The organism is Pseudarthrobacter sp. YAF2 (assembly GCF_052113345.1).
Classification (GTDB): Bacteria; Actinomycetota; Actinomycetes; order Actinomycetales; family Micrococcaceae; genus Arthrobacter.
Genome location: NZ_JBFRDA010000003.1, coordinates 43,088 through 66,479, shown reverse-complemented (window position 1 = coordinate 66,479; position 23,392 = coordinate 43,088). Strand labels below are relative to the sequence as shown.

General features: G+C 65.8%; 24 protein-coding genes. 14 read left to right on the top strand and 10 right to left on the bottom strand.

Annotation, left to right across the window (positions count from 1 at the left end; translation table 11 throughout):
- Window positions 1-39 precede the first annotated feature (39 nt).
- The 3 genes from AB4Y79_RS04205 to AB4Y79_RS04195 all read left to right on the top strand — a co-directional run bounded on the left by AB4Y79_RS04205 (window position 40) and on the right by AB4Y79_RS04195 (window position 3,224).
- Window positions 40-1,104, top strand: coding sequence for an FUSC family protein (locus tag AB4Y79_RS04205; protein ID WP_441859017.1), 1,065 nt, complete (start codon window positions 40-42; stop codon window positions 1,102-1,104).
- Window positions 1,105-1,173: 69 nt separating this feature from the next.
- A complete protein-coding gene (locus AB4Y79_RS04200) occupies window positions 1,174-1,917 on the top strand; it encodes an IclR family transcriptional regulator (RefSeq protein WP_441859015.1) in 744 nt (247 codons plus the stop codon).
- Between the two features lie 119 nt (window positions 1,918-2,036).
- Window positions 2,037-3,224 carry a 4-hydroxybenzoate 3-monooxygenase gene (locus tag AB4Y79_RS04195; protein WP_441859014.1) on the top strand — a complete coding sequence of 396 codons (1,188 nt, stop codon included), beginning with the start codon at window positions 2,037-2,039 and terminating at the stop codon, window positions 3,222-3,224.
- Between the two features lie 33 nt (window positions 3,225-3,257).
- On the opposite strand, the gene AB4Y79_RS04190 is transcribed toward AB4Y79_RS04195, so the two are convergent.
- Window positions 3,258-3,797 (bottom strand): TetR/AcrR family transcriptional regulator, encoded by a 540-nt coding sequence (locus tag AB4Y79_RS04190; protein ID WP_441859012.1) that lies wholly within the window; start codon window positions 3,795-3,797, stop codon window positions 3,258-3,260.
- A gap of 54 nt (window positions 3,798-3,851) precedes the next feature.
- Between AB4Y79_RS04190 and AB4Y79_RS04185 the strand changes: the two genes are divergently transcribed.
- Window positions 3,852-4,907, top strand: coding sequence for an FAD-dependent monooxygenase (locus tag AB4Y79_RS04185; RefSeq protein WP_441859010.1), 1,056 nt, complete (start codon window positions 3,852-3,854; stop codon window positions 4,905-4,907).
- On the opposite strand, the gene AB4Y79_RS04180 is transcribed toward AB4Y79_RS04185, so the two are convergent.
- The 5 genes from AB4Y79_RS04180 to AB4Y79_RS04160 all read right to left on the bottom strand — a co-directional run bounded on the left by AB4Y79_RS04180 (window position 4,908) and on the right by AB4Y79_RS04160 (window position 10,080).
- A complete protein-coding gene (locus AB4Y79_RS04180; RefSeq protein ID WP_441859008.1) occupies window positions 4,908-6,728 on the bottom strand; it encodes an ABC transporter permease in 1,821 nt (606 codons plus the stop codon). It lies immediately after the preceding gene.
- Window positions 6,725-7,789 (bottom strand): ABC transporter ATP-binding protein, encoded by a 1,065-nt coding sequence (locus AB4Y79_RS04175; protein WP_441859006.1) that lies wholly within the window; start codon window positions 7,787-7,789, stop codon window positions 6,725-6,727. Before AB4Y79_RS04175 ends, AB4Y79_RS04180 begins: the two co-directional genes overlap by 4 nt.
- 49 nt (window positions 7,790-7,838) lie before the next feature.
- Window positions 7,839-8,915, bottom strand: coding sequence for an extracellular solute-binding protein (locus AB4Y79_RS04170; protein WP_441859005.1), 1,077 nt, complete (start codon window positions 8,913-8,915; stop codon window positions 7,839-7,841).
- A gap of 168 nt (window positions 8,916-9,083) precedes the next feature.
- Window positions 9,084-9,518: an acyl-CoA thioesterase gene (locus AB4Y79_RS04165; protein ID WP_441859003.1), complete on the bottom strand. Its 435-nt coding sequence runs from the start codon at window positions 9,516-9,518 to the stop codon at window positions 9,084-9,086.
- A 58-nt stretch (window positions 9,519-9,576) separates the two neighbouring features.
- Window positions 9,577-10,080: a GNAT family N-acetyltransferase gene (locus AB4Y79_RS04160; RefSeq protein ID WP_441859001.1), complete on the bottom strand. Its 504-nt coding sequence runs from the start codon at window positions 10,078-10,080 to the stop codon at window positions 9,577-9,579.
- Window positions 10,081-10,236: 156 nt separating this feature from the next.
- Between AB4Y79_RS04160 and AB4Y79_RS04155 the strand changes: the two genes are divergently transcribed.
- The 3 genes from AB4Y79_RS04155 to AB4Y79_RS04145 all read left to right on the top strand — a co-directional run bounded on the left by AB4Y79_RS04155 (window position 10,237) and on the right by AB4Y79_RS04145 (window position 12,100).
- Window positions 10,237-10,752, top strand: coding sequence for a MarR family winged helix-turn-helix transcriptional regulator (locus tag AB4Y79_RS04155; protein ID WP_441858999.1), 516 nt, complete (start codon window positions 10,237-10,239; stop codon window positions 10,750-10,752).
- A 71-nt stretch (window positions 10,753-10,823) separates the two neighbouring features.
- Window positions 10,824-11,171, top strand: coding sequence for a hypothetical protein (locus AB4Y79_RS04150; RefSeq protein ID WP_441858998.1), 348 nt, complete (start codon window positions 10,824-10,826; stop codon window positions 11,169-11,171).
- Window positions 11,168-12,100 (top strand): serine/threonine-protein kinase, encoded by a 933-nt coding sequence (locus AB4Y79_RS04145; protein ID WP_441858996.1) that lies wholly within the window; start codon window positions 11,168-11,170, stop codon window positions 12,098-12,100. Before AB4Y79_RS04150 ends, AB4Y79_RS04145 begins: the two co-directional genes overlap by 4 nt.
- On the opposite strand, the gene AB4Y79_RS04140 is transcribed toward AB4Y79_RS04145, so the two are convergent.
- Together AB4Y79_RS04140 and purB are read right to left on the bottom strand one after the other, a co-directional pair.
- Window positions 12,097-12,774 (bottom strand): histidine phosphatase family protein, encoded by a 678-nt coding sequence (locus AB4Y79_RS04140; RefSeq protein ID WP_441858994.1) that lies wholly within the window; start codon window positions 12,772-12,774, stop codon window positions 12,097-12,099. The genes AB4Y79_RS04145 and AB4Y79_RS04140 overlap by 4 nt on opposite strands.
- 139 nt (window positions 12,775-12,913) lie before the next feature.
- Window positions 12,914-14,356, bottom strand: coding sequence for an adenylosuccinate lyase (gene purB, locus AB4Y79_RS04135; RefSeq protein ID WP_441858992.1), 1,443 nt, complete (start codon window positions 14,354-14,356; stop codon window positions 12,914-12,916).
- Window positions 14,357-14,525: 169 nt separating this feature from the next.
- Here purB and AB4Y79_RS04130 point away from each other — a divergent pair, with 169 nt between their 5' ends.
- Window positions 14,526-14,828, top strand: a complete 303-nt coding sequence (locus tag AB4Y79_RS04130) for a hypothetical protein (RefSeq protein ID WP_308929347.1) — start codon at window positions 14,526-14,528, stop codon at window positions 14,826-14,828.
- On the top strand, window positions 14,828-16,174 hold the full coding sequence (locus AB4Y79_RS04125) for a hypothetical protein (protein ID WP_441858990.1): 1,347 nt from the start codon (window positions 14,828-14,830) through the stop codon (window positions 16,172-16,174). The genes AB4Y79_RS04130 and AB4Y79_RS04125 overlap by 1 nt, the downstream gene beginning before the upstream one ends.
- Window positions 16,175-16,193: 19 nt before the next feature.
- Here the strand turns inward: AB4Y79_RS04125 and AB4Y79_RS04120 are convergent, their stop codons facing one another.
- Both AB4Y79_RS04120 and AB4Y79_RS04115 read right to left on the bottom strand, forming a co-directional pair.
- Window positions 16,194-17,093 carry a hypothetical protein gene (locus AB4Y79_RS04120; RefSeq protein WP_441858988.1) on the bottom strand — a complete coding sequence of 300 codons (900 nt, stop codon included), beginning with the start codon at window positions 17,091-17,093 and terminating at the stop codon, window positions 16,194-16,196.
- A gap of 195 nt (window positions 17,094-17,288) precedes the next feature.
- Window positions 17,289-17,714 (bottom strand): phage holin family protein, encoded by a 426-nt coding sequence (locus AB4Y79_RS04115; protein ID WP_441858987.1) that lies wholly within the window; start codon window positions 17,712-17,714, stop codon window positions 17,289-17,291.
- A 104-nt stretch (window positions 17,715-17,818) separates the two neighbouring features.
- Between AB4Y79_RS04115 and AB4Y79_RS04110 the strand changes: the two genes are divergently transcribed.
- The 5 genes from AB4Y79_RS04110 (at window position 17,819) to AB4Y79_RS04090 (ending at window position 23,392) form a co-directional block, all read left to right on the top strand.
- Window positions 17,819-18,937, top strand: a complete 1,119-nt coding sequence (locus tag AB4Y79_RS04110; protein ID WP_441858985.1) for a histidinol-phosphate transaminase — start codon at window positions 17,819-17,821, stop codon at window positions 18,935-18,937.
- Window positions 18,938-19,087: 150 nt separating this feature from the next.
- The gene (gene pdhA, locus AB4Y79_RS04105) at window positions 19,088-20,320 is read left to right on the top strand and encodes a pyruvate dehydrogenase (acetyl-transferring) E1 component subunit alpha (protein WP_441858984.1); all 1,233 of its coding nucleotides are present in this window, start codon (window positions 19,088-19,090) and stop codon (window positions 20,318-20,320) included.
- Entirely contained in the window at window positions 20,320-21,300 is a 981-nt protein-coding gene (locus AB4Y79_RS04100; protein ID WP_441858982.1) for an alpha-ketoacid dehydrogenase subunit beta, read from the top strand. Before pdhA ends, AB4Y79_RS04100 begins: the two co-directional genes overlap by 1 nt.
- A gap of 7 nt (window positions 21,301-21,307) precedes the next feature.
- On the top strand, window positions 21,308-22,771 hold the full coding sequence (locus AB4Y79_RS04095; protein WP_441858980.1) for a 2-oxo acid dehydrogenase subunit E2: 1,464 nt from the start codon (window positions 21,308-21,310) through the stop codon (window positions 22,769-22,771).
- Window positions 22,772-22,774: 3 nt separating this feature from the next.
- Window positions 22,775-23,392, top strand: coding sequence for a phosphatase PAP2 family protein (locus AB4Y79_RS04090; protein ID WP_441858978.1), 618 nt, complete (start codon window positions 22,775-22,777; stop codon window positions 23,390-23,392).

Sequence of the window (23,392 nt, the reverse complement as noted above, 5' to 3'; positions counted from 1 at the left end):
CGCCCGACACAATCCACCCCCAAGGAAGGCGCTGCCCACGTGAAGATGTTTGCCGAGATGTTCAGCATTGGCCCCGGCAATAAGGATCACCATCCGGCGCTGAGGTGCGCCGTCGGTGTCTTCGTGCCGCTGACCACCCTGGTGCTCCTGGGCCGGCTGGACCTGGCAATCTTCGCCTCCTTCGGCGCCTTTACGGGGATCTACGGGCGCGGTGAGCCGCACGCTGTCCGGTTTGTGCTCCAGTTGCGGGCCGGGCTGCTGATGCTGCTGGTGATCTTCCAGGCAGGGCTCGCCGCACGGATGGAATCCGCCTGGAGCCTTGACCGCGCCACCACTACCTGGCTTCTGGTCCTGGCCACCACCCTGGTTGCCGGGGCATGTTCGGTGGCCATCTCCTGGTTGAGGCTTCGCCCGGCAGGCTCGCTGTTCCACATCTTCGCCTTTGCCGCCATTGCCTCCATTCCCAACCAGCCGCCCCTGTGGCAGGGGATGCTGGTGGCTGCGCTCACCACGATGTTCGCCCTGCTTATCGGCTTCTCATCCCGGATCCTTCCCAGCCACCGCACATCCTGGACCCGGCCGGCCCGGATCCGCCGCACCGCCGCAGAGAAGCATGCTGCGTGGCTTGAGGGCTTCGGTTACCTCGTGGCGGCGGGACTTGCCGGCTCGCTGGCCACGTGGGCCGGTGAGCGCCTGGGATTTGGGCACAACTATTGGGCCATGGTGGCAGCGGTGGTGCCCCTGGTGGGCCACAGCACACGGCACCGGGTGCGCCGGGGCATCCAAAGGATCATCGGCACCGTCCTGGGCCTCTTGGTGCTCGCCGCCGTCTTGCTGTTCGGCCTGCAGCCCTGGCAGACGGTGCTCGTCATGGCGCTGTGCCAGTTCGGCGCCGAAATGGTCATCCTCCGCCAGTACCTGCTGGCGCAGGTGTTCGTCACGCCCCTGGCGCTGGTTTCAACGCTGCTGGTGGTGCCGGTGTCGCCAACCCTTTTGCTCCGCGACCGCATCATCGAGACCGTGATCGGCGCCGCCGTCGGCATTGCTGTGGTGCTGGCACCCGGCGCATGGCGCCGGATCAGGCAAAGGACGACGGCGGCCTGACCGCCTTCCCTGCGCGGGTTCCACGCGGGCGCGGTACGCTGGACTTCCCGTTGAACGGAAGGACTGGCGGTGGCGAACTCGAGCTCCGGCGACTCCGTCGTGGACCGGATCGTGCGGCTGATCGCCGCCTTTCCCCAGGACGTCAATGCCCTCCAGTTGTCTGACCTTGCTGAGCGGGCAGGCCTTCCGCTCACCACCACCCACCGGCTGGTGGGCCAGCTCGCAAGTCACGGACTGCTGGAAACCGCCCCGGGTGGAATGATCCGGCCGGGGCTCCGGCTCTGGGAACTGGTGAACCGTGCCTCGCCCGCCCTGGCGCTCCGGCAGGCCGCCATGCCGTTCATGGAGGACATCCAGCAGGTGCTGAACCAGAACGTCAACCTGGCGGTACTGGATGGCTGGGAGGCGCTTTTCGTGGAGCGCCTGTCCCGTCGGGGCTCCGTGGCCAACCGGGCGCAGGTGGCGGGCAGGATGCCAATACATATCTCGTCCGCCGGCTTGGCGCTGATGGCCCACCAGGACAAGGCGCTGCAGCAGGAGTACTTGGGCCAGTTCACCGATCCCGAAGAGAAGTTGGGTGCGGACGACGTCCGGACGCTGCTGGCCGAGGCATCCCATCAAGGCTACGCGCAGCTGAAGGCTGTGGTGGATGCGGGCACCTGGGGGATCGCAGTGCCGGTGCTGGACCGCCGGAAGCGGGCGGTGGCTTCGCTGGGCGTGGTGGTTCCCCTGCAGGAGATGCGCCTGCAGGCACTGGTGCCGGCACTGCAAACGGCGGCCCGGGGCATCGCGCGCGGCCTTCAGAGAGACTGACCTCCCTTGCTTCTGTTGAACGGAATCGCTGTAACGCCCGTCACCCTTGCGGGCCCACACTGAAGGCCAGGCAACCACTCCGGCCCCTCCCGGGACCCGCAAAGAAGCGAGACGCAGTCATGGCAAGAAAAATCATCACCACCCAAGTAGCCATCATGGGCGGAGGCCCGGCAGGCCTCATGCTCTCGCACCTGCTGGCCACGGCCGGAATCGAGTCAACGGTGATCGAGGTCCGGAGCCACGAGGAAATTTCCCGCACCGTCCGGGCCGGCATCCTGGAGCACGGAACGGTTAACCTGCTAGTGGACAGCGGGGTTTCAGACCGGGTGCTGCGCGACGGCGACCGGCACGACGGCATCGAGCTGCGGTTCAACGGCGAGAGCCACCGCGTCGATTTCAAGGACCTGGTGGGGGAGTCCGTCTGGCTGTACCCGCAGACGGACGTGTTCCTGGACCTCGCCGCACGGAGGAAGGACGACGGCGGCGACGTCCGCTACAGCGTCACAGATACCTCCGTCCACGACCTCGAAGGGAGGCCGAAAGTCTGGTTCACCGATTCCGAGGGTGTGGAGTTCGAGATCCAGGCCGATTTCCTGGTGGGTGCGGACGGCTCGCGCAGCCACTGCCGCTTCCAGATCCCGGAGGCGCACCGCAAATGGTACTTCCACGAATACCCCTTCGCCTGGTTCGGCATACTGGCCGAGGCGCCGCGCAGTTCCGATGAACTGATCTACGCCAACTCCGCCAATGGGTTCGCCCTGATCAGCCAGCGCACCGAAACCGTGCAGCGGATGTACTTCCAGTGCGACCCCAAGGAAAACGTCGCTGAGTGGGATGACGAGCGGATCTGGGCCGAATTCCGCGGCCGGGTCAACGGCAACGGCTTCGAGCTCAAGGAGGGGCCGGTCCTGGAGAAGATGGTGCTCCCGTTCCGCAGCTTTGTCCACACCCCCATGCGCCACGGCAACCTGTTCCTCGCCGGCGACGCCGCCCACACCGTGCCGCCCACGGGTGCGAAGGGCCTGAACCTGGCCATCAATGACGTGAAGGTCCTCTTCGAGGGGCTGGACAGTCACTACAACTCCGGCTCGGACCACCTGTTGGACACTTACAGCGACCGTGCCCTGGACCGGGTCTGGAAGGCGCAGCAGTTCTCGTACTGGATGACCACCATGCTGCACACTCCCGCGGACGCCGACGACTTCTCCCGCGCCCGCCAGCTTGGCGAACTGAATTCCGTGGTCTCGTCCCGGCATGGCATGGCGTACCTGGCCGAGGCATATACGGGCTGGCCCACGGTCTCCTAAGGGTTCAGGAGTACGACGGCGGGCTGCCGGGCTTCACGGGGCGAGCAGGCGCCGGATCGCCGCTGCAGTTGCGGCCGGGTCCGGCTGCTGGTCCCGCCGAACGGTGAGCAGGTGCAATAACAGGCCGTCAGTGTAGTCAGCCACGTCCCGGGCCCGCGCCGCCGGGTCCGCCACCCCCAAACCATCCAGGGCCTGCTCCAGTCCGGCCAGCAGGAGGTAGTGGCCGGCGGTCACCGCCTCCGGGCGGTCCAGCGACAGGGCCATCCGCGCCCGGGTGAGGCCCGCGTGCTGCCGGGCCAGGGCGAGCACCACGGCGGCCAACTGGCCCGCCAGTTCCGGGATGCCCGACGGCGGCCCGGCAGGTCCGGCGCCCTGGAGCAGCCCGGAATCAAGCTGCAACAGGCGGTCCAGCACCGCGTCGACGAGGGTTGCGCGGCTCCGGAAGTAGTTGGACGTGGTGCCCTCCGGCAGGCCGGCCGCAGCGTCCACGGCACGGTGCGTGAGGCCTTTCATTCCCTTGTCCGCCACCACCCCGAGGGCGGCGTCCATCAGTTCGGTGCGGCGGTCAGGCATGCGCCCAGTGTAAGTGCCCTTCCACGCCACTACAAAAGTAGTAGAATTGGTCGTATGGAAGCGATCTCCATCGTCGGCGGCGGCATCGCGGGCTTGGCCCTGGCGGCCTGCCTGGACCCGTCCCGTTTCGAGGTGTCGATCTACGAGAAGCGTCCCGAACTGCCCACTGTGGGCACCGTGCTGGCCATGTGGCCCAATGCGCAGCGTGCGCTCGCGCGGGTGGGTGTCCTGGCCGGGGCACGTGCGGTGAGCCCGGTGTTGGGTAACGGGTCGATCCGCGACGCTGCCGGCAAGCCCTGGATCACCGTCCGCGGCGGGGAGTTGTTCGGGATTTCCCGGGTGGACCTGTTGCGGCTGCTGGACGGGGCCGTGCCCGGAACCGTCCGCAGGGTGGCCGCCCATGTGCGGGAATTGCCCGGAGGTGCCGGGCTGCTGGTGGGGGCCGACGGCGTACACAGTGTTGTCCGCCGCGAGGTTTGGGGTACTGCAACGGATGCCAGGCTGACCTCTGCCCTCGCGGTCCGCGGCACCATCCCTTCCAAGGTGGACGCCGACGAGGTGGGGGAGTATTGGGGGCGGGGAGACCTGTTCGGCATTGCCGCCGCCCCGGGCGGAACCAACTGGTACGGGAGCTGGTCGTCGCAGCTTGGCCCCACGGGAATAGACGTGGAAGAGGCGCTCGTGCAGGCGCGCCGGCGTTTCGCGGGCCACGCTCCCGCCATTCGGGAGGTACTCGCAACTGCCAGTCCGGAGCTTTCCCTGGCCCAGCGGATCTGGACTACGCCCCCACTGCGGTCCTATGTCCGCGGTGCGGCGGTGCTGGTAGGGGACGCGGCCCATGCCATGACGCCCAACCTTGGCCGCGGTGCCTGCGAATCGCTGGTGGACGCGGTGGTCCTGGCCGACCTCCTGAACAGCCTGCCGCGGGACAAGGCGCTCGCCGCCTACAACCGGCAGCGCCGGCTGCGGACCCGCGCCGTCAGCTTGGGATCCACGGCGATGATGAAGGTGGCGCTGGCGGAGGGTGCCCAGCCCCTCCGTGACCGCCTGCTCAACCTCGCCCGACGGCGGCACGAACGGGCCGCCGTCGGCAGCGGTTCTGGGACGTAGTCAGCGGATGGCAGCGGCCGGGCGGGTGGCGTCTTCCCCGCCCGGGGCCTGGACGCCGGGCCGCCCCGGGCCCGGAACCTGCGGGCTGACAGGGGCCGCGGGCAGCCGCTTCCCGGCCCGGCGCCGTCCGGACCTGCCGTAGACGAGGTACATTGTCACGCCGGTGATGATCATCAGGAGCACGGTGTAAACGAACGTGTTCGCGATCCCCTCGGTGCCTTCCGCCCCGTCGGTGTTGGCCTTGATCACCAGGCCCAGCGGCTGCACCAGCGGGTGGGCCAGGAAGATGGCGGTGTCATAGTCGTCCAGCAGGCTGTTGAAGTTGAGGGCCGTGATCGCTGCCGCCGCCGGGAGTACCAGCGGCAGCAAGATGCGCCGGAAGACATACAGTGTCCTGGCGCCCATGATGGCGGCAGCTTCCTCCAGTGTGGAATTCACCGAAGCAAACGACGCTTTGAGCATTCGCAGGGTAAACGGGATCTTTACCGTCACAAATGCGATGAGCAGGATCACTGTTGTTCCGGTGAGGACGGCCCCGCCCACCAGCGGGCTCGGGTGGTCGTAGCTGACGATCAGTCCCAATGCCAGCAGTGCAGAGGGCAGGATCCATGGGATGTGGAGCAGGTACTCGAATGCCGAGCTCACCCAGTTCTTGTATTTCTGCAGCAGGCGGGCAACAAAGAGGAGTCCGCCGACGGCGATGACGGCTGCCAAGGCGCTGTACACAACGCTGACAATGAACGGCCGGAGCCCGGATGGCTGGGTGAGGACGCGGACGTAGTTGTCCAGCGTCAGGTTGGCGAGCGAGAGCTGCCCCGTCTGGATGGCCGCGCCGTCGGCAAATGAATAGAGCAGGATCAGCAGCACCGGAAGCGTGTAGATGGCAAACAGGAGATAAGCGGCGGCGTGCACGGCCAGGTTGGCGGCGGGGTTCGTAATCTCCTGCTTCTGCAGCTCGGAGGACACCTTGGAGACCGAAAAGTACGTACCGCCCTTCTCCAGGCGGGACATGATGGCGAGCATCAGCATGGTGGCCAGGCCCAGGATCACGGCCAGGAGGGCCGCAAGGTCCCGGGAGGTGGGGCTGTTGGTGAAGGTCAGGATCATCGGCGTGATGGTCTGGAAATCACGGCCGCCCAGCACCTGCGGGGCACTCAAAGCCCCCAGCCCGGTGAGGAAGGACAGGATGGTGACGGCGAACAAGGTGGGTTTGAGCATGGGCAGCACGATGCGCCGCAGGATGGTCCACGTGGAGGCGCCAAGATTCCGTGCGGCCTCGATGGTCTGGTAGTCGATGCCCTTGAGCGCGTTGGCGACAAAAAGCATGTGGTTGGTGGTGGTGGCGAAGGTCATGACCAGCAGGACGGCAAAAAACCCGGAAAACCACCCCGGATCCATTCCGGGGATCAGCCTGACCAGCAGGGAGGTAACGATCCCCTTCTCCCCATAAATGAACTTGTATCCCGCGGCCAGCACAATGCCGCCATAGATGAACGTGGAGGCATATCCGAGGAAGAGGATTTTCGAGCCACGGATCCGGAAGTACTGCGTGACGAGGACGATGAAGACGCCCACCAGGTTGACGGTGACGGACAGGGCTACAGCCAGGAGGAAGCTGTTGCCCAACGCCTTCATGGCCCGCTGTGAAGAGAAAAGCTTCTCGGCGGCGCGGCCGGAAAAGCTCCCGTCGGGAAAGAAGGTTGCCATCAGGATGTTGACGTTGGGCCACACCAGGAACGCGGCAATGAACCAGGTGAGGACGACTCCCACCACGAGGACGAAGGGTGAACGGGCCATGGTGCGCACGGCGGTGGTGCTCATGGCAGGGCAACCGCCTGTTCCTGGGCCAGCGAAACACCGGTTTCCGGATGGTACTGGAGGATATGCTCCGGCTGGAGGTAGACGGTTGTGGCCGTGCCGGTCTCCGGATGAGCGCAGCCGTCTTCCCTGACCAGGAGACGGATGTCCGAGCCGTGGCTGCGGACCACGTAGCGGCTGTGCAGGCCATGGTAGGTGCGGGAGACCACGTTGGCGGGGAGCCCGGCGGCTGTGCCTCCGTCCGCGGGCCGGTTCAGTGAAGCTTTTTCCACCCGCAGGTAGGATCTGGCGTCCGTGCTGAGGCCGGCTGCCGACAGCCGGTTCACCTCGGAAACGAATTCAGGGGACAGCTCGGAGCTGTCACCGATGAAGTTGCAAACGAACTCCGTAGCGGCGTGATCGTAGATCTCCTGTGGCGTCCCAACCTGTTCAATGACGCCCTTGTTGAACACCGCCACGCGGTCGCTCATGGCAAGGGCCTCGTCCTGGTCGTGGGTGACGTACACGGTGGTGATGCCAAATTCGCTTTGCAGGTCCTTGAGCTGCTGGCGCAGCTGGTGCCGGAGCTTCGCATCGAGGTTGGACAGCGGCTCATCCAGCAGCAGGATCTTGGGCCGCAGCACCAGTGCCCGTGCCACCGCCACCCGCTGCTGCTGGCCACCGGACAGCTCGGCCACGTTTTTAGCCAGCTGATCGTCGCTGAGCTCCACCCGCCGTGCGATGTCCCGCACCAGGCGGTCGCTGTCTGCGGGCTTTTCCTTCCGGACCCGGAGCCCGAAAGCGATGTTCTCCCACACGCTCATGCTGGGGAACAGGGCATAGTTCTGGAACACCATGCCCACCTGCCGTTTATCGCTTGGAAGGCGGGTGACATCCTTTCCGTCCACCCGGACCGTACCCCTGGCCGGCTGGATGAAGCCGGCCAGGGTGCGCAGCGCCGTCGTCTTACCGCAACCGGATGGCCCCAGCAGGGTGAAGAACTCGCCGGGGCGGACATGCAGGTCCAGATGCGGAATGGCGGTGAAATCGCCAAAGGTAACTTCGATGTTTTCCAAGCGGATCATGTCAAACCTGTCTGAGGGAACGCGCGGGAACGGTGGCTGGCAGTGCGGGTTACGTCATGTATTCGAGTTCGATCTTTTCCACCCAGGCGCCCATGTTCTTCTGGACGAAGTCCCAGTCGATGTCCTGCTGCTTAAGGCTGGCAAAGAAGTTCACCACCTCGGGATTGGCCTTTGCCTGGGCGCCCTTGTTGACCGGCATGGAGTTGAACTTCTGGGCGAACTCGCCCTGGACCTCGGCGCTGCCGAACCAGTCGATGAATTTCTGCGCCTGCTCCTTCTTCTTGGTTCCCTTCACCAGCGCTATCTGCTCCACGGCCAGCGGGATCCCAACGGAAGGCATGACCGTGTCCACGTTCACCTTGAAGGACTTTTCGCGGTCGGCAATGATCGAGGACGGCATCTGGCCCATATCCACCTCGCCGGACGCGATGCGGGCAAAAAGGTCGGTCTTGGCAACGGCGGGGCTGCCGTTCTTGAAGTACTGCTCAACCTGCTTCCATCCTTCATCGGAAATTCCCAGATCGCCGGAGTCGTCCCGATAACGGGAGAGGATCCCGGCGAAGACCAGCTGGGCCGTGGCGGTCCCCATCCCGGTGACCCGTTCGTAGCGGCTCTTGAACTCATCCTTGGTCCACAGGTCAGTCCAGTCCTGGGGCGCAGCGTCCTTGGCGATCTTGTCCGAGTTGTAGCCAAGGAGAATGGCCTGCTTCACCAGCGGCCAGTAGGTCTCTCCGTCGCCAAGGCCCTTGTCCACGTCGCCTGCCCACGAGGGTTGGTACGCTTCCAGCGCCCCCTCTTTCTTGATCTGGGAAAAGTACATGTTGTTGAGGCCGAACGCGACGTCCGCGATGGGGTTGTTCTTCTCTGCAATCAGCTTGTTGGTGGCATCGGCGCCACCGGCCCCTACGATCTCAATCTTGAACCCGGCCTCCGCCGCCTTGGCGGCCAGCCAGTCTCCCCTGCCTTCACCGTTGGAGTTCGTGTAAACAACCAGGGTGTCCCCGGACGCGCCTGCCGGAGTGCCGGAGGCGTCCCCTGACGACGTTGATGGGGTCGAACCTCCACCGCATCCGGCGAGGAGGGTGGCGGCGACGGCAGCGGCAACCAAAGTCTGCAATTTACGCACGATCAGGACTCATTTCTGGACTGGAATCGGAGCATGTCCGCACAGCCTATAGCCGGGCACGACAAAAACCGGGCTGTTATAGCTATCGATTCGATAAACAGCCCGGCTGGTTACTTTGTCCCAGTCGGGGAAACGGTCAGGGCCCTTGGCGTGAACCGGAGGCGAACACTAGTCCTGCTGCAGCGTCTCCGTCAGGTGGTGCGTGGGGATCCGGTCCCGGTCGTAAGTGATCTCGGTGTAACCGTGCGGTTCCGGCTTGCCGGCGGCGTTCAGGTTTACGAAGACGATCTCCTCGATGGTGAGGATGCTTTGCCTGGTAATCATGTTGCGGACCTCGGCCCGCATGGTCAGCGAGGTCCGGCCGAAACGGGTGGCCGTCAAGCCCATTTCGATGAGGTCTCCCTGCACCGCCGAGCTGACGAAGTTGATCTCGGAGATGTACTTGGTGACGGCGCGGCCGTTTCCCAGCTGGAGGATCGCGTAGATCGCGGCTTCTTCGTCGATCCACTTCAGCAGGCTCCCGCCAAACAGCGTTCCGTTGGCGTTGAGGTCCTCCGGCCTGACCCACTTGCGGGTGCGGAACGTGATGTCTGCTGTTTCCATAGGCTGAGATTAGCCCAACGGATCTCAGGCCCTCCCACTGTGACGGGTCCGTCCAGTCCTATGCCATGGCCGTTTGGGCGGCGCTGCGCGCGTTGATGCTCTTGGCGTAGCAGTACGAGTGTTGCACGCCGATGTACGGCCCAAAATTCGGGATCGCATCAAAGCCGGAGTTCTCGTAGAAGTTCCTGCCGTCGGGCTGGGCGGATCCGGCTTCCGCCTTGATGCGGGTGATCCCCTGCTTGAAGGCCTCCGCTTCGAGGGCCGCCAGGATGGAGCTGGCTACGCCTGAACCGCGCGTATAAGGCAGGACGTAGAGCCGCTTGATCTCCGCTGTTGCCCCGTCCAGCAGGCGCAGCCCCCCGCAGCCCACGGGCTGGCCCGAGCCCTTGTCGTACGCCACCAGGAAGACAGCGCAGTCGGCGCCCGACGGCGGCGGGCCGGGTTCGTGGTCCGGCCGGCCAAAGCGGGCGTCGAGTTCGGCCTGCTGGGCGCGGCGAAGATCGGCGCCCACAGGGTTGGACCACGAGACCTGCCGGATGTTCAGCCTGGGGTTTGTCTGCATATCTGCCTCGATTCGCCGGAGGGGTATGCCTGACAAGGCTAGGTGCCGGGGATTACGCGGGTGTTTCCTGGCGGTAAGCACCTGGATAACGCCGGGTTCGCGGCCGGAAGACAAGTTACTTGGCAGGCTAGTTATCAGGTGGTCTAAAATGATTTTATGGTTTCTACGGGCAACGAGGGCTCCGGCTACTGGTACGGACCCGATGGGCAGCTGGACAACAGCGCAGCGGTGTTGAAGTCACTCCGGGACTACCGGTCGGCCGAGACGGAAATCCGCCGCACCACCAGGGACTCCATGGGCATGGGCGAAACGGACATCCTCGCCCTCCGGTACCTGTTGCGCGTGCAGGCATCCGGCCAAAAAGTGGTTCCCAAGGACCTTAGCCAGTTCCTCAATATCACCAGCGCCTCCACCACGTCATTAATTGACCGCCTGGTTGCCAGCGGCCACGTCCGGCGTGAACCGCACCCCACCGACCGGCGCTCCGTGGTGGTGATCGCCACTGGGGAGTCGGACAAAGAAGTCCGCGAAACGCTGGGGGCCATGCATCGGCGGATGATGTCCGTGACGGAAAGCCTTACTGCCGAGGAAGCCCGTATTGTGGTTGATTTCCTGCAGCGGATGACGCAGGCACTCGCTTCGCCCGACGGGGAAGAGAAAAAGATTAGCTAGGTGGACTAGCTAGATGGGCTAGTTATATGTAAGCTTACGATTGTTCCCCGAAGCTGCTTCCCAACGGAGTCGTGAGTGAGTTGGTTACTTTCACCGAATTTTCACCGCCTGATCCGGGCGACGGCGTGGCTGTCCTGACCAGCCCCCTCCTGCTTCGACCATCCCTGGACGGCAATTCCGCCCCGCAGGGAAAGGCTGCGGTCCACTGTGGGACGGCAATGCGGCTGGTCACTCCCGCTCTGGGGCCCGAGGGCGCCAGCTACACGTTCGCGCCAGCCGGCGCCAACGGCATTGAACTTCCGCCGGTGTGGCGCTGCGGCTGCGGATTCCAGCTTGATGCGTGGCCTGTGAACGGTGCCCGTATGCGCTCGGCGGGCGATTCCCGCCAGGGATCCACCCCAGAGGCGCTCCGGGCATGACCGCCGTCGGGACGGTGATGCCCGCGGCAGTTCTGCAGCCTGTAGGTCCTGCCGAAGGCGTGGTGCTGGCCGGCCGGTACCGGCTTGGAGAGCGGCTCGGCCGCGGATCTGCCGCCGAAGTTTTCCGTGCGGTCGACCTGGCAGGCGGCCCCGATGCCGCCGTTAAGATCGCCACGGCTGACCACAGGAAACACCAACAGCGGATCCACAACGAAGCAGCAGTCCTGGCCGGGCTGGACCACCCCTCCATCGTGAGGTTTATCGCCGGCGGCGTCATGCCTGCCGGTGGCCCCTCGGCCGGGCATGCCTTCCTGATCGAAGAACTGGCTCTTGGGGCAAACCTCGCGGAAGCCATCCGTCTGCAGGGCCCGCGGCCGGCAGACGTAGCCGTGTGGGCGCGTGGCCTCTTCGGCGCGCTGGCGCACCTTCATGCCAGGGGCCTGGTGCATCGCGATATCAAACCGGCCAACCTGATGCTGAGCGGCCTGCGGAGGAGTCCGGTCCGCATCATCGATTTCGGAATCACTGCGGCGGCGGGGTCTGCTCCCGAACCGGGGATTTCCTCGGGAACAGTGCATTACATGAGTCCGGAGCAGGCCTCCGGCCAGGTAGCTGACCCGGCGTGGGACGTCTACGCCATGGGCCTGGTCCTGCTGGAGCTCCTCACCGGGACCAAGGCGTTCCCGGGGACGGCCATCGAGTCCCTCGTTGCCCGGACCCTGAGGTCCCCGAAGGTCCCTGACCACCTGGGCGACTGGGGCGTCCTGTTGCGCGCCCTGACTGCGATGGATGCCACGGAGAGGCCGACGGCGGCGGACGCCGCCGCGATGGCGGCGCAGCTTGTCCCCGCGGTTCCGCGGGGCAGCCAGGGCAGCCCGTGCAGGACGCGGCGGATCTTCCCCGGCCGGCGGCACCGGCAGCAGCTCTAGGGAGCCGTGACGTCCCGGCCGGTCGGATCCTCTGCGGCCGGGTCGGCCAAGGCAAGGCCGCCTACGGGACTGCCATCCCAGTGGATCAGGTTCCACCCGGCGTCCAGGCTGCCTTCGACTGCCACGATTCCGGTGTTCGCCAGGATGTGCCGTGCCGCGAACTCGTGGCCTGCACCCCGGGCCCGCAGGCCGGCCCAGGTGCGGATGGCGGCGCCGTGGCTGACCACGGCCGCCGTGCCGTGCTGTTCCCGCATCGCCCGCTCCACCACGTTCGCGATCGCAGCGTCGAAACGTTCGAAGAAGGCATGGCCGTCCGGCCCTGCCGGCATGCGCTGCTCCAGGTTCCCTGCAGCCCAGGAGATGACCGTCCCCATGTAGCGCTTGTGGGATTCGTGGTCCGTGAGCTTCTCCAGGGAGCCTGCCTCGATTTCATGCAGGCCGTCCAGGACCTCGATATCCAGGGAATGCAGCCGGGCCAGCGGGGCCGCGGTAATCTGCGTCCGGATCAGCGTGGAGGCGTAGAGTGCCCCGATGCGTTCGTTGGCCAGGGCCCGTGCCATGGCCTCGGCCTGGCGTTCACCCAGCTCGGTCAAGCCGGGGCCGGGGTGGTCGGTGTCCAGTTGGCCCAGGACGTTCCCGGGAGTTTCGCCATGTCGGATCAGAAGCAGCCTCATGATTCCAGTTTCCCACCCGATCGGACGCCGGCTCACACGCACCGCAACGGCGGGCAGGGCACACCGCGGGATACAAGGAAGGCGCCGGACCCTCCCGGGCCCGGCGCCGTCGTCGTACGTTCCTGCCCTGCTGCGGGCTTTACTTCAGGTGGTCCACCAGCTGGTCCGCGATGCCGGTGTACTTGCCGGGCGTCAGGGCCAGGAGCCGGGCCTCGGCTTCGGGGGACAGGCCCAGGCCCTGCACGAATTCCTGCATGCGGGCGGCGTCCACGCGGTGGCCGCGGGTAAGGTCCTTCAGCCGTTCGTACGGGTTCTCCATGCCGTCGACGCCGGCGATCGCCTCGGCGCGCATCACCATCTGGATGGCCTCGCCCAGGACTTCCCAGTTGGTGTCCAGGTCGCCGGCCAGCACGTCCTCGGCAACGTCCAGGCGCTCCAGGCCCTTGGCGACGTTCGAGATAGCCAGCAGGGAGTGGCCAAAGGCGACGCCGATGTTGCGCTGGCTGGAGGAATCGGTGAGGTCGCGCTGCCAGCGGGAAGTGACCAGGGTGGAGCCCAGGACGTCCAGCAGGCCGGAGGAGATCTCCAGGTTGGCCTCGGCGTTTTCGAACCGGATGGGATTGACCTTGTGCGGCATGGTGGAGGAGCCCGTGGCGCCGGCGACGGGGATCTGCGCGAAGTAGCCGATGGAGATGTAGCTCCAGATGTCCGTGCAGACGTTGTGCAGGATCCGGTTGAAGCGGGCGACGTCGGCGTACAGCTCGGCCTGCCAGTCGTGGCTTTCGATCTGGGTGGTCAGGGGGTTCCAGGTGAGGCCCAGCCCCTCGACGAAGGACTTGGAGACCTGCTGCCAGTCAGCACCCGGAACGGAGGCCACGTGCGCGGCGTAGGTGCCGGTGGCACCGTTGATCTTGCCCAGGTATTCGGTCTTGGCGATCCGGTCCAGCTGGCGGGTCAAACGGTGGGCGATGACCGCCAGTTCCTTGCCCAGGGTGGTGGGAGTGGCAGGCTGGCCGTGCGTACGGGACAGCATGGGTACCGCGCGGTTCTCCTCTGCCATCGTGCTGATCTGCGCCACGAGCTTGCGGGCTGCGGGCAGCCACACGTCCTCCACAGCACCTTTGACGCCGAGGGCGTAGGACAGGTTGTTGATGTCCTCGGAGGTGCAGCCGAAGTGGACCATGGCGGTCAGGTTTTCGATGCCGGCGGCCGGCAGGCGGCGGCCGATGTAGTACTCCACAGCCTTCACGTCGTGGACCGTGACGGCCTCGATTTCGGCGAGCTCCGCCACGGAGGCAGCATCGAATTCAGTGACGATCGCGCGGAGCTGGTCCTGCTGTTCGGTGCTCAGCGGGCCAGCGCCGGGAAGGACGTTGTTGCTGGTCAGGTGGATGAGCCATTCCACTTCAACGGCCACACGGTCCCGGTTCAGCGCTGCCTCGGACAGGTAATCGACCAGGGGCGCGACGGCGGGCTGGTAGCGGCCGTCGAGGGGTCCGAGCGCGATTTTTTCCGGCGACGCGGCGAGGGCCAGGCGTCCTGAGGGCGTACGGGTGTCAGCTGTGGCGGCAGTTTCAGGCATGTGCTGATTCTTTCACGAAGTCAGGCGGCGCCTTAAGCGGGCATCCCACGTTACTTTTCCACATAGCCGACGGCGGCCCTTATGCGCCGCGGGCCGTGTCCTTAGCGTTGGGGTTGGCAGGTGGCGAGGCGCGGGCGTCAACAGCCCGGAGGGCAGGGCAGGAGTGGGCATGGGGAATGATCTTGCGGACGGGATCTGGGGCAGCGGGCAGCGCTCCAGCAGTGAAGTTCAAGAGCTGGCCAGAAGAGTGGCGCATTGTGCCGACAGGACGGAAGAGGTCCTCGCCGGATTCCATGACATCCAGCTGTCAGACTGGGAATCACCGGCCGGAAAGGCATATCGCGATTCCGTCAGCCTTCAGGCCGTGGCGGTGCGAAGGACACTTGACCGGCTGCGGGAGGCCTCCGCCGCCGTAGCTGCCCATGCACTTGCAACCCTGACTTCCGAGTGTTCGCCGGACAGCCGCTTCTGATGGCCGACACAACGTCCGCCGGGTCGGGAGGCCCCATCCATGTGTCGCCCCCGCCCCCCGACGGCATCCTGGAGATCTCCGGAGGCGTGGGTGGCATCACTGTCCAGTTGGAGGAGCTCGATGCAGGCGCCGTCAAGCTCGATGGGTTGGCCGACAGGCTCGCCACCATCGAGATGGAGCTTTTCAACACATGGCAGCAGCTCGGTGCTTACCAAAACCAGCCGCGCATCACGGGGACCGCTGCACTAATTGCCGTTGGCGAAGCACGCGACGATGTCCAAAAAGTGCGCATGGAACTCCAGCGCACCAGCAGCCAGGTTCGCAGCTGCAGGAGTGAGTACGAATTTGCCGAAACTGCTGCGCGCACCTTGTGGATGCTGCGCCTGTCCGAACCGGGGGTTGAACTCCAGAAACACGTCGACTTCTGGCGCACGGGGTTCCTGAACGGGGACGCCACCGAGACGCTCGTGGCAAATGCGGCCGCAGTCCTGCCTGCGATCACACCGGGGGTTCAATGGGCCGTCCCCGCGCTGCATACCGGGACGGTCGTCGCCACGCCGGAAGAAAGCATGAGCATCGATCTCGATGCCACGCCGGCAGGGCTGTTGGACCGGGTCAGGCTGCTGGAGGAACGGGGCAGCGGCTTCATCGAAGTAATTGAGGTGGATAACAACGGGGCGAAAGCGTACGTGGTGATCATTCCCGGCACCCAGGTTCACGACCAAGACAGCGGAACCAATCCTTTCGATCTTGGCGGCATCGTCGACGGGATGGGCAACAATTCTGCGCAGGTAAATGCCGCCGTCCTCCAATCGCTGCGGGCCGCCGGAGCGCAACCGGGGGCGGACGTAGTGGGAGTGGGCTACAGCCAGGGCGGAATTCACGCCATGAACCTGGCGGCAGACGAGAGGTTCCGGAAGGAGTACCACATGAAGTACGTGCTAACGGCTGGATCGCCAATCTCGCGCATCACGCCTCCCCCCGAGGTCAGCACCCTTCACTTGGAGCACCGCACGGACTGGGTTCCGGGCAGCGATGGCCTTGCCAACCCGGACACCCGCAACCAGGTCACAGTCACCATGACCAACGACCTCTACGTTCGCGGCGGAGAAGACGCCGGGCTCGGACCGGGCCACAACCTCAGCGGCTATGAAGAGGCCGCCCGGCTCGTGGGTACCAGCAAGGACCCCTCTCTTGCACAGTCCACGGCCGTCCTCGGCGGCGTATTGGGTGCCGGAGGCGTTGCCACTGCCACGCGATTTTCCTTGGCGAAAACTCCGCCGCCCCCTCCACCCATGGAGCGCAGGGACCCCTTCTCTGGGCGCCCGCAACGGGGTGCCAAGTAGGAAGCGCGGCAAGACAGGCTCACGAGATCTGGGCGGCGTGCATTGCAGCGTAGGCATCGAGCGGGGCGGGCTCCGGCGGCGGGGGAGGGAGTGGCGCCGCAGGTGGCGGGGCGGCGGGGCACCGGTAGTTGTAGTCGAGGTCTCCGTCAGTGAACTGGGTCAGGGCTACCGTCCCGCCGGGCGCGAGGGGAGCGGCCCCGCATAGCTCCTGCGCTGTGGAGGTGGATTCCGCACCTGCCAGCCAGCTCCTAAGCCCGGAGAGCTTGCTTCCGGGAGTGATTCCGCCGGCGATTTCGCCGAATTGATAAGCCGTGGAGTAGATCCCGACCTCCGCGCCCGTGCTTTCCAGGTACGCCGCCATGCCTTCCAGCTCGGCTGCGTTGGCGGCCTTGTCCCAGAGCCAGCTGTTTCCGGTTTCGACATCCAGCCACCAAACGCGCCGCACCGCGCCGTCGCCCGCATCCTTCAGGATCACCACATCGTTGAAGGCCATGGCGTACCCGTGGACGTAGGCGCAGGCCGGGGATGCCGTGCCGTCGCACAATCCGTAGGGGTTGCCCACGTCGGTGCCCAGGTACGTGTTGCCCGCCGGCCACCACAGGGATTCCACCGGCCCGGTTGCGGCGGCGTTCACGTACACCGCCGCCGGAGTTCCCGCCGTGGCATCGGAGGTGCGGTCCGCCCAGGCCAGCTGGGCTGACAGGCACGGGTTGATCGTGTCCGGCCGTCCGCCGTTCACCCCCACTATCGCGAACGCCGGCGGTGCGGGGAGGCCGCCGCCGCATTGGGGCCAGGAGATGTCGTTGCCGAGCACAGCCCCGTCGTCAGGCGCCGGCCCTGCTGCGACTGCCCCGTGAGCCGGGTTCGCCTGCCAGGCGAAAAGCACGCAGGCGGCAAGCAGGATCCTTATCGCCTTCATTGATGGCCCCCGTTCCAGGAACTGACAGCAACGGGCCGTTCGGCGGCCCAACTGGCAGCAGCCTAAGAGGCCGCGTTCCGCGGGTCATGGGTGGCCGGTACTGCAGTTTCAGGAGGGTTTAGGGGAAGCGCACCTGCCGTGTACTTGTTTTGGGGCGTACCCCTACTTGGGACGGCAGATCCCGGACGGGCCGGCTCAGCGCCGGCCGCCTGGCAGGATGCCCGCCACCATGGAGACCAGGGAGATGATGATCGCAGCCAGCACCGCAGTCCAGAAGAAGGAGTCAATGGTGAGGTGCACGGGGGTGTAACTGCTGATCCATGCCGTCAGGTAGAGCATGGCGGCATTAATGACGATGGCGAAAAGGCCAAGTGTCAGGACAGTGATAGGCAGGGCCAGAAGCCTTACCAGTGGCCGCACAAAGGCGTTGACCACCCCGAAGATGAGACCGATGAAGAGATAGGCCAGGACAATCCCGATGGTGCCGGTATCCTGCGATATCCCGGACCTTGCCACCGCATCCGATGCTGCGGTGCTTGCGATGTCCATTCCCGGCAGGATCCAGCTGGCCACCCAGAGTGCTGCGGCGTTGACGATGACCCGAAGAATGAATGAACCCATGCCACCATGCTTCCACATGGCCCCGCGCGGTGGCTTGGGGTGCAGCCGGGATTTTGGAGTTTGCCTCCCGGGTGCCTCCGGCAGCCGCGAAGTAGGCTGGAACCATGACCTCATCTGAGACCAGGGCAGGCGGAATCGCGCCGCGCCCGGTGCTGGACCGGCTGCCCCGTTACGCCGCAGGAAAACCGCCCGCCGCCGTCAGCGGACTGGCCAGTTACAAGTTGTCATCCAACGAGAACCCGCTGCCTCCGATTCCTGCGGTGCTGGAGGCCATCGCCCGGCAGGATGACTTCAACCGGTACCCGGATCCGCTGAGCAGCAAGCTGCGGGCTGCGCTCGCCGGGTTCCTTGGCGTGCCGGCCGAGGACATTGTGACCGGTGCGGGAAGCCTGGGGGCCCTGAGCCAGATCCTCGCGGCCTTCGCCGGCCAGAATGAGGACGGCAAAGCCGATGAAGTGATTTATGCTTGGCGGTCCTTTGAGGCTTACCCCATCAGTGTCGGCCTTGCCGGCGCGGAAAGTGTGCGTATCCCCGTACTGCCGGACGGCCGGCATGATCTGGAAGCCATGGCGGCTGCAGTCACCGTCCGCACCAGGATCATCCTTCTCTGCACGCCGAACAACCCCACCGGCCCTGCCCTCACGGCAGCAGAAACCGAGGCCTTCATCCGGTCCGTGCCTGCCGATGTGGTGGTGGTGATCGACGAGGCCTACCAGGAGTTCGTCAGGGCGGCAGACGCCGTGGACGGGATTGACCTCTACCGGAAATACCCCAACGTCGTCGTGCTCCGGACGTTCTCCAAGGCACACGGCCTGGCAGGGCTCCGCGTGGGCTACAGTGTGTCCCATCCCGAACTGACCCAGTACCTTCGCATCGCCGCCACACCGTTTGCGGTGTCCCAAATTGCGGAGCGGGCCGCAATTGTTTCGCTCGAGAACTACGGCCAGGTTGTGGAAAGGGTACAAAAGCTTGTCGATGAGAGGGCACGCGTCACCGCCGGACTGCGGGATCTCGGCTGGGACATCCCCGACGCGCAGGGCAACTTCCTGTGGCTCGCCCTCGGCACCGAAAGTACCGCGTTTGCGGAGCTCGCCGGGACACGCGCCCTCTCCGTGCGGGCGTTTCCCGGCGAGGGTGTGAGGGTAAGTATCGGGGAGGCCGAAGCCAACACGCGTTTTCTCCAATTGTGTGCCGACTATACAAAGGCACCGGCCAGTTCCTAGCACTTAACAAGTAGCCCTTCCGCTACTTACCGAAGATAAAGTTAGGATCAGTAAGCCAATGTATATGCCGCAAGCGGAATGTATTCCCTCTGCTGCATATATCCCAGCGACATTTGCATTGCATCCGGATGCGGCAAGCAAGGAGACGGTATGGGCACTCATCTGCCTTCCACCGAGTTCGACGGAACAGCGGTAGACGACCAGCGGGAAGCTGATGCTGAAGCTGTCTTGGGCGAGCCCGCGGCCCATATGGTGCAGCTGCTCGGCCCCGATGGAAAGCTGGGCGCCGATCCGGTGTTCAGCAACTACGCGGATAAGCTCACCCCGGAGGCGCTGCGCGGCCTTTACGCCGACATGGCCGCGATCCGCCGGTTCGACGTCGAAGCCACCGCCCTCCAGCGCCAGGGCCAGCTGGCATTGTGGGTGCCGCTCACGGGCCAGGAGGCCGCGCAGATCGGCTCGGGCCGTGCCAGCCAGCCACAGGACTACATCTTCCCCACGTACCGCGAGCACGGCGTCGCGTTAACCCGCAACGTGGACCTTGCCGAGCTCCTGCGCCAGTTCCGCGGAGTCTCCAACGGGGGCTGGAACCCCAGGGACACCAACTTCCACCTCTACACGCTGGTCCTGGCTGCGCAGACCCTCCATGCGGTGGGCTATGCGATGGGAATCCAGCGCGACCAGAAGCTCGCCGCCGCAACCGGTGCTGCCGGCAAGGAACCTGATGCCGCCGTCATCGCCTACTTCGGCGACGGCGCCAGCTCCGAGGGCGACGTCCACGAGTCCATGGTGTTCGCCTCCTCCTACAACGCTCCGGTGGTGTTTTTCTGCCAGAACAACCACTGGGCCATCTCCGTGCCCAGCAACGTGCAGACGCGGGTTCCGCTCTCCAACCGGGCCAAAGGCTACGGCTTCCCGGGCATCCGGGTGGATGGCAATGACGTGATCGCCGTGCACGCTGTCACCGAGTGGGCGCTGGAGCACGCCCGCCAGGGCAAGGGTCCGGTCCTGATCGAGGCGTTCACGTACCGGGTGGGCGCGCACACCACCGCCGACGATCCCACCAAGTACCGTGAGTCGGCCGAAGAGGATGCGTGGCGTGCCAAGGATCCCCTGGCGCGGCTCGAGAAGTACCTGAGTGCCGAAGGCCTGGCGGACGACGCCTTCTTCGCCAAGGTCAAGGCCGACGGCGACGAGCTCGCCGCCTACGTCCGGCGTACCGCCCACGACCTCGAGGACCCGGACATCCGGCAGTCGTTCGCCAACGTCTACGCCGAGGCGCACCCGCTGGTGGCCGAGGAACTGGCGTGGTTCGAGGAATACAGCGCAGGATTCGCCGGCGAGGAAGAGTCCGCCGGGCAGGCAGCAAAGGCAGGCCACTGATGACCACCATGACCATCGCGAAGGCCATCAATGAAGGCCTCCGCGCCACGCTGGCGGCCAACCCCAAATCGCTGCTGATGGGCGAGGACATCGGCCCCCTGGGCGGTGTCTACCGGGTAACGGACGGGCTGATTGGCGAATTCGGCCCCGACCGGGTCGTCGACACCCCGCTTGCCGAGTCCGGAATCATCGGCACCGCGATCGGTCTGGCCCTGCGCGGGTACAGTCCGGTGTGCGAGATCCAATTCGACGGGTTCGTCTTCCCCGGCTTCAACCAGATCACCACACAGCTGGCCAAAATCCATTCGCGCAGCAACGGCAACCTCAGCGTGCCGGTCGTCATCCGGATCCCGTACGGGGGAGGCATCGGCTCCATCGAGCACCACTCCGAATCCCCTGAAGCCTTGTTCGCGCACACGGCCGGCCTGCGCATCATCACCCCGTCCAACCCGCATGACGCCTACTGGATGATCCAGCAGGCCGTGGAGTGCAAGGACCCGGTGATCATCTTCGAACCCAAGCGGCGCTACTGGCTCAAGGGCGACGTTGACGTCCAGGGTCCCGGCCCCTCGGAAGACCCCTTCAAAGCCCACGTCCTGCGGGAGGGAACCGACGCCACCGTGGTGGCCTACGGCCCCCTGGTGCCCGTGGCCCTGGCCGCCGCGAATGCCGCGGAGGAAGACGGCAGGAGCCTTGAGGTCATCGACCTCCGGTCCATCTCCCCGATCGACTTCGACACCGTCACCGCATCCGTCCGGAAGACCGGGCGGCTGATCGTGGCCCACGAGGCCCCCACGTTCGGCGGAGTGGGCGGCGAGATTGCCGCCAGGATCAGCGAGCGGGCGTTCCACTCCCTCGAGGCGCCGGTGATCCGCGTCGGCGGATTCCACATGCCCTACCCCGTTGCCAAGGTGGAGGAAGACTACCTTCCGGACATCGACCGCATCCTGGAGGCGCTGGACCGCGCCCTCTCCTACTGAGGACACCATGACCCTTAACAAGTTCAACCTGCCCGACGTCGGCGAGGGCCTCACCGAGGCTGAAATCGTCTCCTGGAAGGTCAAGCCGGGCGACGCCGTCGCCATCAACGACGTTATCTGCGAGATCGAAACCGCCAAGTCGATCGTGGAGCTGCCGTCCCCCTTTGCCGGGACCGTCAGCGAGCTGTTGGTGGCGGAGGGTGTGACCGTCGACGTCGGCACCGCCATCATCAGTGTCAGTGACGAAGTTTCCGGTGATCCCACCCCTGCCGACGTCCGCGCGCCGGAGGCCCCGGTGCAGCCGCTGTACGGCAAGCTCCCGGAGGATTCGGCAGAGGAGCCGACGGCGGCCGGCAGCGGGGGCGCCCCGGCGAACGCGCCGTTGGTGGGTTCCGGACCCAAGGCCGACGCCGTCAAACGGCGTCCCCGGAAGAACCCACCCGCCGCTGCCGTGACGGTCAATGCTCCAGAGGTTGAGCCTGTGCAGCCGCGGACGCCCGCCGAGGTGTCCGGCAACGAACCCGCCGGCGGCGACAACCGTCCCACCCTTGGCGGCACCATCACGGGCCTGGTCAACCGGGTCCTGGCCAAGCCGCCGGTCCGCAAGATTGCCCGCGACCTCGGCATCGACCTTGCGGATGTGGTGGCCACCGGTTCCCGCGGCGAGGTCACGCGCGAGGACCTGGTCAGCTACCAGTCGCAGCGCGATGCCGAACTGGACAAGGCCGATGGCTTCTGGGGCAAGGCCGGCAAGCCGCAGGACCAGCGCGTGGAGCGCATCCCGGTCAAGGGTGTCCGCAAGGCCACTGCCAAGGCGATGGTGGAATCGGCCTTCGCCGCCCCGCACGTCAGCATCTTCGTGGACGTCGACGCCAGCCGCACCATGGAGTTCGTCAAGCGGCTCAAGGCTTCCCGTGACTTCGAGGGCATCAAGGTCTCCCCGCTGCTCATCCTGGCCAAGGCCGTCATCTGGGCGGCCGCCCGGAACCCCAGCGTAAATGCGTCGTGGGTGGACAGCGAAGACTCCGACACGGCTGAAATCCATGTCAAGCACTTCATGAACCTCGGCATTGCCGCCGCCACCCCGCGCGGTTTGATGGTGCCGAACATCAAGAACGCCCAGGATCTGTCGCTGAAGGAACTGGCCCTGGCGCTGAACAACCTGGCCACCACGGCCCGGGCAGGGAAAACCCAGCCCGCGCAGATGCAGGGCGGCACGCTCACGGTCACCAACATCGGCGCCCTGGGCATCGACACGGGAACGCCCATCATCAACCCGGGCGAAGTTGCCATCGTTGCCTTCGGCACCATCAAGCAGAAGCCCTGGGTCCTGGACGGAGAGGTGATTCCGCGCTGGATCACCACACTGGGCGGATCCTTCGACCACCGCGTGGTGGATGGTGATTTGTCCGCCCGCTTCATGGCCGACGTCGCGGCCATCCTGGAAGAGCCCGCGCTCCTCCTGGACTAGGCCGTGCCCGTCAACACCGTGTCGCTGCGGACTAAGAACCGCGCGGCCACCTGGGTGACCGAGGTGTTCCAGCCTCCGGTGGTGGTCAGCATCCAGCTGTTGATCAGCCCGCTGGCCGAGCAGGGATTTCCTGGAACCATCGGCTACGGTGCACTCGCGGCCTTGTTTGTCTGCGTGCTCCCGCTTATCGTGCTGCTGGTCCTGGTCCGGCTGGGAAAGGTCACGGACCACCACGTGAGCGACCGCAAGCAGCGTGCGCCCGTGCTTCTGATGGCGCTGGCGTGCATTGCCGTCGGACTGCTGGTGCTGGCCGCGGCCGGCGCACCGCAAAGCGTGGTTGCCATGGTCCTGGCGGTGGTGGGCGGCGTGGCGGTGATGGCCGCCGTCAGCCCGTTCTGGAAAATGAGCGGCCATGCCGCTGCCGTGTCCTGCGCCACCGTCGTATCGGTGCTGATGCTCGGTGCCGCCTGGGCACCGCTGCTGGTCCTGGTTCCGGCGGTTTGCTGGTCACGGGTTGTGCTGCGGGCCCATACCGTGGCCCAGGTAGTCGCGGGTGCGCTCTTCGGCGGGGTGGTGATGGCCGGTATCTGGTGGCTGCTGCGGGCCTGGCTGGTCGGCTGA

Bases quoted from the DNA above. Each gene is read 5' to 3' on its own strand.
- AB4Y79_RS04120 (WP_441858988.1), bottom strand. From the start codon at position 17,093: ATGAAGGCGATAAGGATCCTGCTTGCCGCCTGCGTGCTTTTCGCCTGG.
- AB4Y79_RS04190 (WP_441859012.1), bottom strand. From the start codon at position 3,797: ATGCCTGACCGCCGCACCGAACTGATGGACGCCGCCCTCGGGGTGGTG.
- AB4Y79_RS04100 (WP_441858982.1), top strand. From the start codon at position 20,320: ATGACCACCATGACCATCGCGAAGGCCATCAATGAAGGCCTCCGCGCC.
- AB4Y79_RS04175 (WP_441859006.1), bottom strand. From the start codon at position 7,789: ATGATCCGCTTGGAAAACATCGAAGTTACCTTTGGCGATTTCACCGCC.
- AB4Y79_RS04140 (WP_441858994.1), bottom strand. From the start codon at position 12,774: ATGAGGCTGCTTCTGATCCGACATGGCGAAACTCCCGGGAACGTCCTG.
- AB4Y79_RS04145 (WP_441858996.1), top strand. From the start codon at position 11,168: ATGACCGCCGTCGGGACGGTGATGCCCGCGGCAGTTCTGCAGCCTGTA.
- AB4Y79_RS04195 (WP_441859014.1), top strand. From the start codon at position 2,037: ATGGCAAGAAAAATCATCACCACCCAAGTAGCCATCATGGGCGGAGGC.
- AB4Y79_RS04185 (WP_441859010.1), top strand. From the start codon at position 3,852: ATGGAAGCGATCTCCATCGTCGGCGGCGGCATCGCGGGCTTGGCCCTG.
- purB (WP_441858992.1), bottom strand. From the start codon at position 14,356: ATGCCTGAAACTGCCGCCACAGCTGACACCCGTACGCCCTCAGGACGC.
- AB4Y79_RS04155 (WP_441858999.1), top strand. From the start codon at position 10,237: ATGGTTTCTACGGGCAACGAGGGCTCCGGCTACTGGTACGGACCCGAT.
- AB4Y79_RS04115 (WP_441858987.1), bottom strand. From the start codon at position 17,714: ATGGGTTCATTCATTCTTCGGGTCATCGTCAACGCCGCAGCACTCTGG.
- AB4Y79_RS04180 (WP_441859008.1), bottom strand. From the start codon at position 6,728: ATGAGCACCACCGCCGTGCGCACCATGGCCCGTTCACCCTTCGTCCTC.
- pdhA (WP_441858984.1), top strand. From the start codon at position 19,088: ATGGGCACTCATCTGCCTTCCACCGAGTTCGACGGAACAGCGGTAGAC.
- AB4Y79_RS04165 (WP_441859003.1), bottom strand. From the start codon at position 9,518: ATGGAAACAGCAGACATCACGTTCCGCACCCGCAAGTGGGTCAGGCCG.
- AB4Y79_RS04125 (WP_441858990.1), top strand. From the start codon at position 14,828: ATGGCCGACACAACGTCCGCCGGGTCGGGAGGCCCCATCCATGTGTCG.
- AB4Y79_RS04160 (WP_441859001.1), bottom strand. From the start codon at position 10,080: ATGCAGACAAACCCCAGGCTGAACATCCGGCAGGTCTCGTGGTCCAAC.
- AB4Y79_RS04130 (WP_308929347.1), top strand. From the start codon at position 14,526: ATGGGGAATGATCTTGCGGACGGGATCTGGGGCAGCGGGCAGCGCTCC.
- AB4Y79_RS04095 (WP_441858980.1), top strand. From the start codon at position 21,308: ATGACCCTTAACAAGTTCAACCTGCCCGACGTCGGCGAGGGCCTCACC.
- AB4Y79_RS04110 (WP_441858985.1), top strand. From the start codon at position 17,819: ATGACCTCATCTGAGACCAGGGCAGGCGGAATCGCGCCGCGCCCGGTG.